Source organism: Halopseudomonas sp., assembly GCF_047631575.1.
GTDB lineage: Bacteria > Pseudomonadota > Gammaproteobacteria > Pseudomonadales > Pseudomonadaceae > Halopseudomonas.
Genome location: NZ_JBLIAB010000001.1, coordinates 241,786 through 257,474 on the forward strand (window position 1 = coordinate 241,786; position 15,689 = coordinate 257,474).

Here is a 15,689-nt window from a genome sequence, read left to right on the forward strand (position 1 = left end):
CAATGCTCATTCTCCCCATCGCGCTAGCAGATCCTGCTCTATCCCCAGCTGATTGAGGATACGTGCAACGACAAAGTCCACCATGTCGTCAACCGACTCAGGCTTGTGATAGAAACCCGGACTCGCCGGCAGTATCACCGCTCCCATCTGACTCAGCTTCAGCATATTTTCCAGATGCACTGTCGAGTAAGGCGCTTCACGCGGTACCAGAATAAGCTGGCGGCGCTCCTTCAGCGCGACGTCGGCAGCACGCTCGATCAAATTATTGCTGGCACCCGTGGCAATGGCTGACAGGCAACCGGTTGAACAGGGGCAAACGACCATTGCACTGGGCGCTCCAGAACCCGATGCCACCGGCGCCATCCAGTCCTGTTTGCCAAATACTCGGATCTGGCCCTCGCGCGCAGAAAAAAGCGCGGTCAGAAACGCTTCCAGTGCCTGGGGTTTTGGTGGCAATTTCAGATCCGTTTCGGTGGCTGCAACCAACTGAGCTGCCTGTGAAATCAAAAAATAGACATCGACATCCGCTTTAACCAGACACTCAAGCAATCGCAGCGCATATTGCGAGCCGGACGCGCCGGTTACCGCCAGGGTCACCCGACGATTATCCATGGGTCACCTCCAGCAGATTGAGCATCCGTTGATGAATGCCGGCGAAACCGCCATTACTCATGATTACGATACGCGTTCCGGCAGATGCCTTGGCCAGCACCGTTTCTATAATCCGGTCGATATCAGTTTCAATCCGCGCCGGCACAGGGCTAGCGTCCACGACAGACTGCAATGACCAGTCCAGCCCCGGGGGTTGAAACCAGATAACCTCAGTTGCACTGGCGACGCTGGCCGCCAGTGCTGACGCATGGCTACCCAGACGCATGGTATTGGAACGCGGCTCGATGATGGCAATCAGTGGCGCCTCACCAATGCCGGCGCGTAAACCGGCGAGCGTGGTAGCAATAGCCGTGGGATGATGGGCGAAATCGTCATAGAGACTCACCCCCCCCAGGGTACCGAGCAACTCCATTCTCCGCTTGGCATTGCGAAACTCAGCAAGCGCAGCAATGCCTATACTCGGAACAACACCCACATGCCTCGCCGCTGCTAACGCTGACAAGGCGTTGGCCACACTATGCGCGCCAGTCTGCGACCACTGCGCCACGCCCTGCAGCACACCACCCAGCCAGACTTCAAACCGGGAGCCGTCTGCTGCCAGCAATCGTGCCTGCCAATCGCCCTCACCGCCAGTGGTTTGCCGAGGGGTCCAGCAACCCATGTTAATGACGCGTTGCAAAGCCGCATCGCCTTGGGGATGAACGATCAGACCGCTGGACGGAATGGTGCGGACCAGATGGTGAAACTGCCTCTCTATGGCCGCCAGATCAGGGAATATGTCGGCATGATCATATTCCAGATTATTCAGAATCGCGGTACGTGGACGGTAGTGCACAAATTTGGAGCGTTTATCGAAAAAGGCACTGTCATATTCGTCGGCCTCGACCACAAAAAAAGGGGTGTCGCCAAGTCGTGCGGAAATACCGAAGTTCTGTGGCACACCACCAATAAGAAATCCGGGCGCCATGCCGGCATACTCGAGTATCCAGGCCAGCAGGCTGGACGTTGTGGTCTTGCCATGGGTGCCAGCAACGGCCAGCACCCAGCGATCCGGGAGCACATGGCTCGCTAGCCATTCAGGGCCGGAGACATAGGGCAGACCCTGATCCAGAACGTATTCCACCGCGGGATTGCCCCGCGACATCGCGTTACCGACTATGACCAGGTCGGGCACGGGCTGCAGATGCTCGGGGCTATAGCCTTCGAGAAGTTTGATGCCCTGCGCCTCCAACTGGGTGCTCATCGGCGGATAGACATTGGCGTCGCTGCCAGTGACCTGATGGCCAAGCTCGCGTGCCAGCAGCGCCAGAGAACCCATAAACGTGCCGCAAATACCAAGAATATGCAGATGCATTGTAGCGCCCTGATCCAAGCTGAAATGAATTCGAGGATGGTATCACGCGCTATTGTCCTGCGCTGCCATCCGCCGGCCGGCGATGCAAACAGACATACTTTCAGCTACTATTGCGCGCCACATGATGCCGCGCGCATCCATTTCAGGCCATCATCTTAATCCACGGAGTCTGCATGACCGTCAAGAATGCCTTCTACGCACAATCCGGCGGCGTAACCGCCGTTATCAACGCCTCCGCCGCAGGTGTTATCGAAACGGCCCGCCAGCACCCGGATCGAATCGGAAAGGTATTCGCCGGCCATAACGGCATCATTGGCGCACTGACCGAAGATCTCATCGACACCAGCCTCGAATCTGCCGAGCACATTTCTGCGTTGCGTCACACTCCCTCTGGCGCTTTCGGCTCCTGCCGCTACAAGCTCAAGAGTCTGGAGGCCAACCGCGCCGAGTATGAGCGCCTGATCGAAGTCTTCCGTGCCCACGATATTGGCTACTTCTTCTATAACGGCGGCGGCGACTCAGCAGATACCTGCCTCAAGGTATCTCAACTTGCTGAAACCATGGGTTATCCGATTCAGGCCATTCACGTACCCAAAACGGTCGATAACGACTTACCTATCACCGATTGCTGCCCAGGCTTCGGCTCTGTCGCCAAGTACGTCGCCACCTCTATCCGCGAAGCAGGATTTGACGTTGCATCCATGGCCGCGACCTCGACCAAGGTATTCATTCTCGAGGTCATGGGCCGTCACGCCGGCTGGATCACCGCCGCCTGCGGACTAGCTAGCGAAAGCGAAGGACAGCCACCGCATATCCTTTTGTTCCCGGAGATTCGCTTCGACCAGGAAGTTTTCCTCGCACGGGTCGAAGAATGTGTAGGGACTTACGGATACTGCGTTATTGGTGTATCCGAGGGTATCAAAAATAGTGATGGCAAATTCCTCTCCGAGACAGGGCTCACCGATGCCTTCGGACATGCTCAACTTGGCGGCGTTGCGCCAACCGTGGCTAATCTGGTGAAAGACCGGCTGGGCTATAAATACCATTGGGCAGTCGCCGACTACCTGCAGCGCTCGGCGCGCCACCTCGCCTCAGCGGTCGATGTCGAGCAAGCCTATGCATTGGGTCAGGCGGCCGTGCGCATAGCCCTTGAGGGCAAGAACGCCATCATGCCAGCCATTCGCCGGCTTCAGGACACCCCTTACAAGTGGGACATCATTGAGGCTCCCTTAAAGGATGTGGCCAACGTCGAGAAGTTCATGCCGCGCGAATTCATTACGGCTGACGGATTCCATATCACTGACGAATGCCGTCGGTATCTGTCGCCGCTAATCCAGGGTGAGGATTACCCGCCGTTCGCCAATGGCCTGCCTTCCTACGTCCAACTGAACAACCACAAAGTCGAACGCAAATTACCGGAATTCAAGATCTAGCAACACGACTGCCCCGTTAACGTCATCCTGCAAGGGCCCGACCCTGTCAAAATGGCATTGATATCCGATTGAAGATTCCCGGACTTTGGGGCAGGATATTCGCAACCGACTCGTTGGCAGCGATGAGCCACAAATTGACACATTATGGAAACCACGTATGCGCATAGTGCAGGCAGATACCAGCCGGCTGGACGAAATCACGCCGCTGTTCATCAAGTACCGCGAATTCTATGGCCAACTGCCCAAGCCCGAAGCATCCCGACGTTTCCTGGAAGACCGCCTGAAAAACGATCAGGCGATCATTCTCTTGGGCGAAGACGAGGAAACCAGAAAAGTAATGGGATTTTGCCAGTTCATTCCCAGTTTCTCAGCACTTACTCTGTCACCTACCTGGGTTCTCAAGGGCGTCTATGTGGTCGAAGAGGCCCGTCGCCAGCTAGTGGCCGACAAGCTGATCAACCATGCCAAGTCCATGGCGCGGGCTCAGGGAATCAAGCGCATGACGGTCATGACCGGCGAAAGCAATCACACCGCACATGGTCTGTATCGGTCTCTGGGTTTCTCCGCAGACTCGGAATTTAACTACTTCGCTCTCAAGCTCTGATCCAGACGAGGCTTGCTTTTATTCTCGCCGACGCCCGTGGAGGGCAGGCAGCGAGGATCGCCAACTTGCTTATAAGACTATCGTTTTAGATGTTTTCTGCGCTTATTGCTTGGTATCCCCTGACGCAGCCTCTATAATCTCGCCCAGAATTTTTCAATCATGCCCGAATCAGGTAACCCATGAGCTACGACCAGATCCCCGCAGGCAAAGATATTCCCAACGACATATATGTCGTCATCGAAATCCCGGCTAATCATGCGCCGATCAAGTACGAGATCGACAAGGACAGCAATACCCTGTTCGTTGACCGCTTCATGGCGACCCCGATGTTCTATCCGGCCAACTATGGGTTTATCCCCAACACCCTGGCCGACGACGGCGACCCGCTGGATGTGCTGGTGGTAACGCCCCATCCAGTATCACCCGGGGCAGTGATTCGCTGCCGCCCGGTGGGCGTGTTGCACATGACAGACGACGGTGGCGGTGACGCCAAGCTGATAGCGGTGCCTCACGACAAGCTAAGCGCAATGTATCGCGACATTAAAGAACACACGGATCTGCCGGAGCTGCTTATGCAGCAGATCCAGCATTTCTTCGAGAATTACAAGGATCTGGAACCCGGTAAATGGGTCAAGATCGACCGCTGGGGTGACTCTGATGAAGCCCGCGCGGAAATAGTTAAGGCAGTAAACGCTTACCAAAAATAAGTGTTTTGCCCCATTAAAAGCCGGCCACAAGCTGGCTTTTTTAATGCCTGAAATTTAGATCTTCTGGCAGAATGCGACAACCAAGGAGCAATTCCGGCATGGCAGATCGCTACTTCGACGAGATGGGCGCACATTTTGCCCGCAAGATTTACGCCGGCCCCAAAGGCGCCGTGCGGTTGGCCGTGCTGACACGCGACCTTGAAGAGTGGCTGCCGACAATCTGTCATGCAGACCAGTCGTTGCGTGTACTCGACGCTGGAGCGGGCCTGGGTCACATGAGTGAGTGGCTGATAGGCCAAGGCCATAGACTGACCCTGGCGGACCCGTCTGCAGAGATGATTGATGCCGCCAAGGAGCGCCTGGATGCAAGACCCTCCGCGTATCCAGTCACTTATTTGCAAAGCCCGCTCCAGGCGCTGCCCGCTCTTGGCGAGACGTACGACCTGGTGATTTGTCATGCTGTGCTGGAGTGGCTAGAGGATCCCGCAGAGGCCATTGGCGTTCTGCGTAAACTCTGCAATCCTGGCGCAGGCGTCTCACTGGCGTTCTACAATCGTGATGCGCTGGTTTACAAAAACCTGATCAAAGGCCAATTCCGCAAACTGGCAAAAAACCAGTTGGCCGGCAGCAAGCGCAGTCTGACGCCACAGCAGCCGCTCGATCCTGCGCTCGTCGCCAAGTGGGTTATGCACAGTGGCTTTGAGTGTCACGGCAAAAGTGGGATACGCGTTTTCTACGATTACATGCCGCCTGAATTCCAGTCCCAGGTTCAGCCCGAGGAAGTAATAGAGCAAGAACTGCTATACAGCCGCCACCCGGCGTATCTGAATCTGGGCCGCTACCTGCATTGGTGGTTGCGGTTAGAGGATACTCACGACTCGCCCTAACCACGAACCACGCAGTTACGCCCGCTCTGCTTGGCCATGTACAAAGCGCGGTCAGCTTGGTCAATCAGGTGCAGGCCGGTATCGATCTCATCTGGCTTGGCAAGCGCCGTACCGAGACTGATAGTGACGTTCAGCTGCCCCGCAACCAGATCGAAAGGCTTGCTGGCTATAGCCTCGCGCACCCGCTCACCGATTGCATCCAGCTGATCGTGAGAGCTCACCAGCGCCAATACCCCCAACTCTTCACCGCCCATGCGCAATGCCAGATCATCTGGTCGGATGGCCGCAACCAGTCGTTGCCCGACCTCGACGAGCACCTCATCACCGACACCGTGACCATGCTCATCGTTGATTTTCTTAAAGTAATCCAGATCGCCATATATAAATCCGACAAGCAGACCATCACGCTCGGCCCGGCCGATGTAAGCGTGCAGCATCTGCTGTAAACCTTCGCGATTGATAAGTTGGGTCAAGGGATCCAGCAAGGCGCGTCGCTGAGCCCAATCAAGTTGAATCAACAGTTGTTTGTGCTGCAGGCGTAACATATGGGCCTCAAAGAGCCCTTCAATAAGACGGGCAAAGTCCTGCATACTCTGTCGGTGCTCGACGGACAGGGTGTTAGGCTGGTCATCGAACATGCAGAAAGTGCCGATTCGACTGCCACCCGGTGCATGCAAAGCTATACCAGCATAAAAACGGACCTGAAGATCTCCCGTCACCAGCGGATTATCCGCAAAGCGCTCATCAGTCTGGGTATTGGGTACTTCCAGAATAGCGTCACTGTGGATCACATGACCGCAGAAGGAAGTATTTCGCTGCAATTCCGGCATGGTGATCCCTCTGCGACCTTTAAACCAATTCCGTTGATTGTCAATCAGGGTCACCAGAACAACGCGGGTACCGAAGAGTTTTTGCGCCAAACGCAACAGCCCATCTATCTGCGGATCAGGACCGGTATCGAGCAGATTCAGCGCCTCAAGATCAGACTGGCGTTGCACTTCATCCAAAGGTAAGGTCGGCTCTAGCATCATGGTCCTCCCACAAAAAAGTTAAGCAAAAAGTAACAGTCCGGAATTACTCTTTGTGCATACCGGCGGAAATCTGTGGTCATATGGCCCATCAGCCACCCCCGCCTTTCACCTTGTAACCCTGTTCAATAAGCCAATCGCAGATTAGCTCTCGATGATCACCCTGGATCTCGATCACGCCTTCCTTTACTGCACCACCACAGCCACAGCGATTCTTGAGGCTTTTTGCCACAACCTTCAACTCTTCAGCAGAAATCTGCAGTCCGCCAACCGTGGTCACTGTCTTGCCTCCACGCCCCTTGGTTTCACGCCGCACGCGTGCAATACCGTCACCCTCGGGGGGCGCAGGCGATCTGCATGTACAGGCCGATATGGACTGACGACATACAGGGCAGGTGCGTCCGGTTTCAGTTGAATAGACTAGGCCGCCCAGAGTGGCCATGCCTTTGGCTGATTTGGCCATCATGAGTCCGTCAGTAAATTGGTGTTTCGGAGGCTTTGGGGGCGGTAAATGCACTATCAATCACTGGCACAATCCGACAACAGCATCCCGAGAGCCTGGAGAGAATCCGGCGCGTAGCACTCGTCCTCTCGCTGCCATGGCTGGTGCGGGTCTACCCAGCGTACCGCAACGACCTCTTCTGGCTGAAGGCTGAGAAGACCATCCCAGGTGCAACTGAATACGCTCCCCCAAAGCCGGCTTTCGGAAGACTGATAAAAAAAGCGGAAGTGCGATTTCAGTTCAACGCCGTTCACCCCCAGCTCTTCCCACAGCTCACGAGTCGCACCTTCAAGATAGGTCTCTCCTGCCGCCACCACACCGCCAGCTGCAACATCCCAAGCGCCAGGGTAAAGACGCTTGTGCGCAGCGCGCTGGTGTACGCAAAGCTGGCCTGTACTATTGAAAACAAAGATGAACGAGCAACGAGGGATGAGTCTTTGGCGCTGCATGCTGCCTCGCGCAGTAACCCCCAGCGGCTGGTCAGCTTCGTCCACATAGATAACCAGCTCCGCCGCGGACGCTGCCAGATAGGCTTCTATTTCCGGCCCCATCAATCTCAACCCTGCTCCATAAGGCGCCGGAGATCAATAAGCGCGGCATTGGCCCGCGACAGGTAGTTGGCCATGACCAGCGAGTGATTGGCCAACAGACCAAACCCACCGCCGTTTAGAACCATGGGGCTCCACAAAGGCTCCTGAGTTGCTTCAAGCTCACGAATGATCTGCTGGAGGCTCGCCTGCGCGTTCTTCTTGGCAATAATATCGGCAAAATCCACTTCTACCGCCCTGAGTAAGTACACCAGAGCCCAAGCGCTGCCTCGAGCTTCGTAGAATACGTCGTCAATTTCAAGCCAAGGGGTCTGCTCACGGGGCCGGCTACCGTCTGTCACCGGTGCCTGCCCAACACTGGCAGACAACCCTTGAGACAAGGACCCCAGCCGAGTACTGACATCTCCGAGCCAACTGCCAAGATTATCGGCACGCGCATAAAAATCGGCGTCCCCGGTACGCAAGCGGCCAGCATAGGCGTTAAGCGCCTTTAACCCGTCACTGTACTCGCTCTCTGTGGCTGGCATGATCCAGCTTTTGTTATCAAAGTGGAAAAGTGGCTCGGCTCGAGCCAGGTCCTCATCCTCGGCGGATTGGGACTGCGAGCGCGCCATATCCCGTCGCATCGCCCGGGTGATGTCGCGAATCTGCACCAGCACACCAAACTCCCAGTGCGGCATATTGTCCAGCCAGACTCCGGGCGGCATTACGTCGTTGCTCAAATAACCACCGGGTTTGTTCAGTAGGGTCGACATCAGCGATTCGACCGTCGCCACGGTCGCCGCACCTTCGACCGCTTCTGACTGGGACAATACGGCTGGAGCCAAGGGCGTGATACCTGGCGCTCGGCTCCAGTACCACCCAACGAGCACGCACAGCACCAGATAGACCAATAGCAAGCCTAGCAGGGTCTTGGCTAACACAGTTTTACCCGGCCCTTCACTCAACCTGCTCCCGGAGGCTGCAGTGGATTTGGTGCCGAACGCGCCCTTTCCAAACTTCATGTATTGACTCCTATAAACGACTCAACTTTGAGCATACCACTCCCATCAGCCAAGCACACTTTGCCGCAGCTCGCCGAGAGTTTCAAAAAACACCCTGCTGCGCTTGCGGAGAACCTACGCATCCTCGAAGAAGGCCTGACCACGGCGCCTCAGTGCGACATAAAGAAACAGCGCGTTGCAAAACCACGAATACCACGTGCCTTTAAGGCATTTTGTCACTCGGCAATCGATGATTCAGCGTTTATGATGGTCTTTTCACTATTGGCTCGGATCATTCATTTTGCTGTCACGCCTACTCCTGATGCTTTGCTTGCTCACTCCTGGTCTGGTCTCGGGAGGGCTACTCGACAACTCGACCTCAGCGCCCGACATGCTTCAGGGCAGCGCCGGACAAACCAATTTTCTGCCTGTAAACGAAGCATTCAGACCCGGCGTAGTTGGGCTAGCCGGACAGGAAATTCGTATACGATTCGAGATAACCCCTGAGTATTATCTTTATCGTCATCGACTCGGCTTCGCCCTGACCGGCAAGGGTGCCTCAGTAGCTGACTTCCCACTGCCCGACGGGCAGGATCGGCATGATGAATTCTTCGGCGACGTAGAGGTGTATTACGACAGCCTAGAGGTCGCCATCAATCTGAGTGGAACTCTAGAGCCAGAGCAGCAGCTGAAAGTGGATTTTCAGGGCTGTGCCGACGCAGGTCTGTGTTACCCGCCGGAAACTGTCACCCTGGCCTTGCCTGGAAACCCTGCGGCAGCAACCGGCATCCAGAATACCGACAGGGGCGCCGACACTTCCAGAAGCACGATCGCTCTGGCGCTGCTGCTTTTTTTTCTTGCCGGCCTTGGGCTGACCTTTACCCCCTGCGTACTGCCCATGCTGCCCATCCTCAGCAGCCTAGTGGTTGGCCGCTCCGATATAGACAGGCCGCGGGCAGTCATACTTGCTGGCAGCTATGTGCTGGGCATGGCGCTGACCTTTGCTACCGTAGGGGCGCTGATCGGCCTGTTCGGTGCCGCGATGAACATCCAGGCACGCCTGCAGTCACCCTGGGTTTTGATTACCTTCGCTCTGTTCTTTGCCTTTTTCGCTCTGGCCATGTTCGGCCTGTTCGACTTGCGCCTGCCCGCCTTTCTGCGCGAACCGCTGGAACGACTGGGTAGTCGCACCCGGGGAGGGTCAATATCGGGCGCCGCGGTAATGGGCTCACTTTCATCGCTGGTTGTCTCTCCCTGCATTTCGGCCCCCCTGGCCGGCGCCTTGGTATATATCAGTACCACCGGTGATGCTGTTGGCGGAGCGGCGCGACTGTTCGCACTGGCTATGGGCATGGGCGTACCCCTGTTGCTAATCGCTGTATTTGGCAACGCATTTCTGCCGCGCTCGGGCCCCTGGCTTGAAAAAGTTAAGCAACTCTTCGGTTTCGGCCTGCTCGGGGTAGCCATTTGGCTACTTGAACGACTGCTCCCAGGCCCCGTCAGTCTCGCCATGTGGGCAGCTCTGGCCGCGGGCCTGGCAGTTCAGATGGGGCTGTTCCAAGCGTCCGGACAAAACGCAGCCAGTAAACTAGCCCGTGTAGTGGCCTTGCTCGCAGCCATCTACTCAGCAGCTGCCCTGATCGGCGCCTTGGCCGGCGGCGCTGACCCGCTGCGCCCGCTGGCCCCGCTGACGGCCTCAGTGCAAAACCAGAGAATCTCTGACGGAGATTTTTTTACTCAGGTCGATAATCAGTCCGCAATCAATACGCGGTTGGCCCGCGCAAAAACATTAAACCGGCCAGCGATAATCGAGCTGTATGCCGATTGGTGCATAAGTTGCAAGGTCATCGAACGTCAGGTTTTGAGTAATGATCGCGTGCGCCAGGAGCTAGAAGGCTTTGAGCGGATCAAGCTGGACGTAACAGATAACACACCTGATCAGCGCCAGTGGCTGACGGACAAAGGTCTGTTCGGCCCTCCCGCTTTCCTGTTCTTCTCTGCTGAGGGAGCAGAGCTTGAGAATCTTCGCATTCAAGGAGAAATCGACCTCGAAGGATTTATGCAGCGCGTATCAGAAATTGTCATCGAGTAATCTATACTCATCTGCAGCAATCATGCTGGCATCTGGTGGCAACCGAGCGATTCTGGACAGCCTGCGCAGTTTCCGGCAGACTTCTACTCATGACCTGCTGGTCAGCTTCTATTAACTGCCCGTGGATCAATAATAATGGCGAGCATTCTGGTACTCAATGGCCCCAATCTGAATCTTCTCGGCACCCGAGAGCCAGGGGTCTATGGCGTCGCCACGCTTGAGCAAATAGTGCATACACTGCGCGAGCATGCCGAAAGCAGAGGCCATCATCTGCTAAGCCTGCAAAGCAATGCCGAGCACGAATTGATCGAACGTATTCATGGGGCCAGGGATGAAGCGATCGATTTTATTCTGATCAATCCTGCTGCATTTACTCACACCAGTGTCGCAATACGTGACGCATTGCTGGCTGTGTGCATCCCATTTATAGAAGTGCATCTATCGAACGTGCATAAACGAGAGCCCTTCCGTCACCATTCCTACTTCTCTGACGTAGCGGTGGGCGTGATTTGTGGGCTTGGCGCAAAGGGCTATGAACTGGCTCTCGATGCCGCGATAGACCTGATAGAAAAAACCGAACAAGACTAAAACTGCTCTGGAGTGCAAGCACCAATGGATATCCGCAAAGTAAAAAAACTGATCGAGCTTCTGGAAGAATCCGGTATCGACGAGCTGGAAATACATGAAGGCGAAGAATCGGTAAGGATCAGCCGCCACAGCAAACAAATTGCCCAACCCCAATATTATCCTCAGCCAGCACCTGCGCCCGTAACAGCTGCTGCACCTGTTGCGCCTGCCTCGCTAGTCGAAGCACCTGTGGCTGAGCCCTCCGGCCATTTGGTCCGCTCGCCTATGGTCGGCACTTTCTACCGTTCGCCCTCACCTGCAGCCGGACCCTTCGTCGAAGTAGGGCACAGCGTTAAGGTCGGTGATGTGTTGTGCATTGTCGAAGCAATGAAGATGATGAATCATATCGAAGCTGACAAGAGTGGTGTAGTTCAAGCGATCCTGGCAGATGATGGCCAGCCTGTGGAATTCGATCAACCCATGTTCAGCATCTCCTGAGCCCGAACCGGAGCCATCGATGCAAAAAGTCCTTATAGCTAACCGCGGTGAAATTGCCCTGCGTGTCATTCGCGCCTGCAAGGAACTGGGGTTGAAGACCGTCGCCGTGCACTCCACTGCAGACCGTGAACTCATGCACCTGGCGCTGGCCGACGAGACCGTCTGTATTGGTCCAGCCAACGCCACGGAATCCTACCTGAACATACCGGCGATTATCAGCGCGGCCGAAGTGACAGGCGCGGATGGAATCCATCCCGGCTATGGATTTCTGGCAGAGAACGCCGACTTTGCCGAACAAATTGAACGGTCCGGCTTCACCTTCATTGGGCCCAGCGCCGATGTAATTCGACTAATGGGCGACAAGGTCTCGGCTATTGCCGCGATGGTTGCGGCTGGTGTACCCACAGTGCCCGGCTCCGACGGCCCTCTGCCCGAAGACGAAACCGAGTGCCTGACCATCGGCCGACGCGTCGGTTATCCGGTGATTATCAAGGCCTCAGGTGGCGGCGGCGGACGAGGCATGCGCGTTGTGCATGAAGAGTCCGAGCTGATCAAGTCAATCGCCCTGACCCGCACGGAAGCCGGCGCTGCGTTCGGCAACCCGGTCGTCTACCTGGAAAAGTTTCTAACCAATCCGCGACACGTTGAAGTTCAGATACTCTCCGATGGCCAAGGTCATGCGGTTCACCTTGGCGATCGCGACTGCTCACTGCAGCGTCGTCACCAAAAAATTATTGAGGAAGCGCCTGCGCCAGGCATCGACGAGAAAGCCCGTGCCATGGTTCAGGCTCGCTGCGTCAAAGCCTGTATCGAAATGGGATATCGCGGGGCTGGCACCTTCGAATTTCTCTACGAGAATGGCGAATTCTTCTTCATTGAAATGAACACCCGGGTACAGGTCGAGCACCCAGTTTCCGAGATGGTCACCGGAATCGATATCGTCAAGGAGCAGATTCTAGTCGCATCTGGTCAGCCCCTGAGCATCACTCAGGACGATGTAGTCATACGCGGTCATGCCATCGAGTGCCGGATTAACGCAGAAGACCCAAAAACTTTCATGCCCAGCCCTGGCACCGTTACCTTTTTCCATGCACCGGGCGGCAACGGGGTACGCGTCGATTCGCATCTGTACAGTGGTTACAAAGTGCCACCGAACTATGATTCGCTGGTTGGCAAGCTGATCACTTACGGTGCCACCCGCGATGAAGCTCTGGCACGCATGCGCAATGCACTGGATGAACTGGTGGTGGACGGCATAAAAACCAATACCCCACTACACCGCGAACTCGTGCGCGATGAGGGTTTCTGCAAAGGGGGCGTGAACATTCATTACCTTGAGCACAAACTGGGAATCAAATAGCCCAACGCCACCGGTACTTTGATCAAGGGAGCGGCTAGGCCGCTCCTTCTTTTTTGTCGTCCGACGCTTTCTGAAGGAATTCCCATGCCCTGGCTACAACTGCGCCTTGCCATCACTCCCGAGCAAGCCGACCCGCTGGAAGACACACTACTAGCGCTCGGAGCGGTATCAGTTACCTTCATGGATGCCGAAGACCAGCCGATTTTTGAACCCGACCTGGGCACCACTCCACTCTGGTCACATACCCATCTGCTTGCATTGTTTGAAGCCGATACAAACCAAACCGAGCTGCTCGCCTCACTAAAATATCAATGGCCGGGGGAATTGCCGAAGCACGAAATCGAAGAGATTGCCGATCAGGATTGGGAGCGCAGCTGGATGGAGCACTTTCAGCCAATGCGCTTTGGCCAACGATTGTGGATTGTTCCGAGCTGGCATATCGCTCCCGAACCCGATGCAGTCAATCTGCTGCTTGATCCCGGGCTGGCATTTGGTACTGGAACGCATCCCACCACGGCTCTGTGTCTGGAATGGTTAGATGGTCAAGCATTACAGGGGCAGCAATTGATCGACTTCGGTTGTGGCTCGGGCATTCTGGCGATCGCTGCATTACTGCTTGGCGCCCAGCAAGTCGTCGGCACTGATATCGATACTCAAGCGCTCGAAGCCTCCCGCGATAACGCCCAACGCAACCAGGTCGCGGACACACGTTTTGCCCTTTATCTGCCTGAGGATATGCCGCAACAGCCGGCTGATGTGTTGGTCGCCAATATACTGGCCGGCCCTTTGGTCAAGCTGGCACCGCAATTAACTGCCCTGGTGAAACCCGGCGGCCTGATTGCGCTTTCAGGCATACTGGCAGAACAGGCCGATGAGGTATTGGCTGCCTACAGCGAGGATTTTCTGCTCGATCCAGTGATCGAGCGCGATGGTTGGATTCGAATCAGTGGAAGACGATGCTTGGCGGCCTGATCCGCTTCACGGCACAATATAGCCCTTTGCGGCTTTCATGACGGCACAGGATTACCGGTTACCCATGAGCGAATTGCTGGTAGCACAATGCCCTTTCTGCCAGACGCGTTTCCGTCTGTCGCAGGAGCATCTGCAGGCAGCAGCTGGCAACGTCCGTTGTGGCGCCTGCCTGAAAGTATTCAATGCCACCCTGACGGTGAACTCCGCCGCGGAACCTAGCGACGCACAGCCTACTCAACCGACGATACCGCCGCTTACGCAACCTGCATATGCATTAGCAGATAGCCAGAGTACCTTGTGGATTCACGACGATCTGGAACTCGATAACCTAGATCTCGAAGCGCTCGGACTGGATGAGTCAATTCTTGAAGAAATCAATCCGACCGTTCGTTTGAACGACGTACTCCCTGACCCACCGACGCAGGTTAATACCACACCCAGTTCAACTTTAGCGTCTGAATCGCGGGATAGCACCGGAGCGGCAGAATGGCCTGATTTCGAAGCGCAAGACCCGGATAATCAGCTCAGTCAAACCGATGACGGAGCAGGCAGCGATCCGTGGGGGCTGCTTGATAATGCACCCACTGAGCCCCAGCCGGAAAAAGCACACCAAGCGCCAGATACTCACCCAATCGAAAGCGAGAGCAGTGAGAACGTGGTTGACGACCTGGACCTTCACGAAGATTTCCTGACTTCACCCATCGCACGCGATTTCAAAATCATAGAGTCCCAGGAACAAAACCAGTCAAAGGACACGGATGCCCATACCGCTCACTCCGCTAGGGACAACAACATCTTTCTGCAGGGTCGTCCCCCCGGTGCGCCGTGGGTCACCCCTTTCACCGCGGAGGAGCGCCCGCGCAAGGCAAACATTGATGCACCTGAACGTCCGGAACCCCAGATCGGTGAGCGGGTGGAGCTTCCTGACCTGATAGCCGAGCCAGTTGTTTTGTACAGACAACCCCGAATTCGACGCAGCCGTTATGGGCCACTGTGGATACTACTAAGCGTCATCGCGTTGTTGGGACTGCCGGCACAGGCGCTGTATTATAATTTCAGCACCCTGGCCCATAACGAGAATAGCCGACCCTATCTGGAGAATCTGTGTTTGCTGACAGGGTGTGCGTTACCACCCAGGGTCAATATCGAGCTGATACGCAGCAGTAACTTGATGGTAAGAGCCCACCAGGAATATCCCAACGCCCTGGCCATTGACGTTATTTTGTATAACCGCGCCGAGTTTGCCCAGCCCTTTCCGGTCTTACGCATGACCTTCAATGACACCCGTGGACGGGAATTACTCAACAAGCATTTCCGGCCTGATGAGTATTTAGGTGGTGAGCTGGCGGGTGCTACTTTGATGCCACCACAGACACCTGTGCATGTAGCCCTCGACATGCTGGACCCCGGGCCGGAGGCAGCAGGGTACCAGTTGGATTTTCTCAGCCCCTGACGCCAAGAGTACATCTGTTCAAAATTCATCCAATCCAGTCTTTATATGGTCATCTGGAGCGGGTATCATTAGTGCCCTTTTCGCGCAAA

General features: G+C 55.7%; 16 protein-coding genes. 10 read left to right on the forward strand and 6 right to left on the reverse strand.

The annotated features are described in order from the left end of the window. Window positions 1-6 precede the first annotated feature (6 nt). Together ACJAXR_RS01240 and mpl are read right to left on the reverse strand one after the other, a co-directional pair. A complete protein-coding gene (locus ACJAXR_RS01240) occupies window positions 7-612 on the reverse strand; it encodes a flavin prenyltransferase UbiX (protein WP_415056436.1) in 606 nt (201 codons plus the stop codon). Continuing rightward, complete coding sequence (mpl, locus tag ACJAXR_RS01245; RefSeq protein WP_415056437.1) at window positions 605-1,966, reverse strand: UDP-N-acetylmuramate:L-alanyl-gamma-D-glutamyl-meso-diaminopimelate ligase; 1,362 nt, start codon at window positions 1,964-1,966, stop codon at window positions 605-607. Before mpl ends, ACJAXR_RS01240 begins: the two co-directional genes overlap by 8 nt. A gap of 173 nt (window positions 1,967-2,139) precedes the next feature. Between mpl and ACJAXR_RS01250 the strand changes: the two genes are divergently transcribed. The 4 genes from ACJAXR_RS01250 (at window position 2,140) to ACJAXR_RS01265 (ending at window position 5,597) form a co-directional block, all read left to right on the forward strand. After that, window positions 2,140-3,399, forward strand: a complete 1,260-nt coding sequence (locus ACJAXR_RS01250; RefSeq protein ID WP_415056438.1) for a 6-phosphofructokinase — start codon at window positions 2,140-2,142, stop codon at window positions 3,397-3,399. Between the two features lie 157 nt (window positions 3,400-3,556). Next, window positions 3,557-4,003: a GNAT family N-acetyltransferase gene (locus ACJAXR_RS01255; RefSeq protein WP_415056439.1), complete on the forward strand. Its 447-nt coding sequence runs from the start codon at window positions 3,557-3,559 to the stop codon at window positions 4,001-4,003. 179 nt (window positions 4,004-4,182) lie between these two features. Then, window positions 4,183-4,710 carry an inorganic diphosphatase gene (gene ppa, locus ACJAXR_RS01260; RefSeq protein WP_415056440.1) on the forward strand — a complete coding sequence of 176 codons (528 nt, stop codon included), beginning with the start codon at window positions 4,183-4,185 and terminating at the stop codon, window positions 4,708-4,710. 98 nt (window positions 4,711-4,808) lie between these two features. Next, window positions 4,809-5,597, forward strand: a complete 789-nt coding sequence (locus tag ACJAXR_RS01265; protein ID WP_415056441.1) for a methyltransferase domain-containing protein — start codon at window positions 4,809-4,811, stop codon at window positions 5,595-5,597. Here the strand turns inward: ACJAXR_RS01265 and ACJAXR_RS01270 are convergent. The 4 genes from ACJAXR_RS01270 to ACJAXR_RS01285 all read right to left on the reverse strand — a co-directional run bounded on the left by ACJAXR_RS01270 (window position 5,594) and on the right by ACJAXR_RS01285 (window position 8,679). Next, complete coding sequence (locus ACJAXR_RS01270) at window positions 5,594-6,628, reverse strand: diguanylate cyclase domain-containing protein (protein ID WP_415056442.1); 1,035 nt, start codon at window positions 6,626-6,628, stop codon at window positions 5,594-5,596. The two genes, ACJAXR_RS01265 and ACJAXR_RS01270, sit on opposite strands and share 4 nt — an antisense overlap. A gap of 88 nt (window positions 6,629-6,716) precedes the next feature. Then, window positions 6,717-7,088, reverse strand: a complete 372-nt coding sequence (locus ACJAXR_RS01275) for a translation initiation factor Sui1 (RefSeq protein WP_415056949.1) — start codon at window positions 7,086-7,088, stop codon at window positions 6,717-6,719. A 56-nt stretch (window positions 7,089-7,144) separates the two neighbouring features. Continuing rightward, window positions 7,145-7,678 (reverse strand): NUDIX hydrolase, encoded by a 534-nt coding sequence (locus ACJAXR_RS01280; RefSeq protein ID WP_415056950.1) that lies wholly within the window; start codon window positions 7,676-7,678, stop codon window positions 7,145-7,147. A gap of 5 nt (window positions 7,679-7,683) precedes the next feature. After that, window positions 7,684-8,679 carry a DUF2333 family protein gene (locus tag ACJAXR_RS01285; protein ID WP_415056443.1) on the reverse strand — a complete coding sequence of 332 codons (996 nt, stop codon included), beginning with the start codon at window positions 8,677-8,679 and terminating at the stop codon, window positions 7,684-7,686. A 280-nt stretch (window positions 8,680-8,959) separates the two neighbouring features. Here ACJAXR_RS01285 and dsbD point away from each other — a divergent pair, with 280 nt between their 5' ends. The 6 genes from dsbD to ACJAXR_RS01315 all read left to right on the forward strand — a co-directional run bounded on the left by dsbD (window position 8,960) and on the right by ACJAXR_RS01315 (window position 15,600). Then, window positions 8,960-10,750, forward strand: a complete 1,791-nt coding sequence (dsbD, locus tag ACJAXR_RS01290; protein ID WP_415056444.1) for a protein-disulfide reductase DsbD — start codon at window positions 8,960-8,962, stop codon at window positions 10,748-10,750. A gap of 135 nt (window positions 10,751-10,885) precedes the next feature. Further along, window positions 10,886-11,338: a type II 3-dehydroquinate dehydratase gene (gene aroQ / locus ACJAXR_RS01295; protein ID WP_415056445.1), complete on the forward strand. Its 453-nt coding sequence runs from the start codon at window positions 10,886-10,888 to the stop codon at window positions 11,336-11,338. A 24-nt stretch (window positions 11,339-11,362) separates the two neighbouring features. Beyond that, a complete protein-coding gene (gene accB, locus ACJAXR_RS01300) occupies window positions 11,363-11,815 on the forward strand; it encodes an acetyl-CoA carboxylase biotin carboxyl carrier protein (protein ID WP_415056446.1) in 453 nt (150 codons plus the stop codon). A 19-nt stretch (window positions 11,816-11,834) separates the two neighbouring features. Further along, entirely contained in the window at window positions 11,835-13,175 is a 1,341-nt protein-coding gene (gene accC / locus ACJAXR_RS01305; protein ID WP_415056447.1) for an acetyl-CoA carboxylase biotin carboxylase subunit, read from the forward strand. Between the two features lie 84 nt (window positions 13,176-13,259). Continuing rightward, complete coding sequence (gene prmA / locus ACJAXR_RS01310; RefSeq protein ID WP_415056448.1) at window positions 13,260-14,147, forward strand: 50S ribosomal protein L11 methyltransferase; 888 nt, start codon at window positions 13,260-13,262, stop codon at window positions 14,145-14,147. 64 nt (window positions 14,148-14,211) lie between these two features. After that, entirely contained in the window at window positions 14,212-15,600 is a 1,389-nt protein-coding gene (locus ACJAXR_RS01315; RefSeq protein WP_415056449.1) for a zinc-ribbon and DUF3426 domain-containing protein, read from the forward strand. Window positions 15,601-15,689 lie beyond the last annotated feature (89 nt).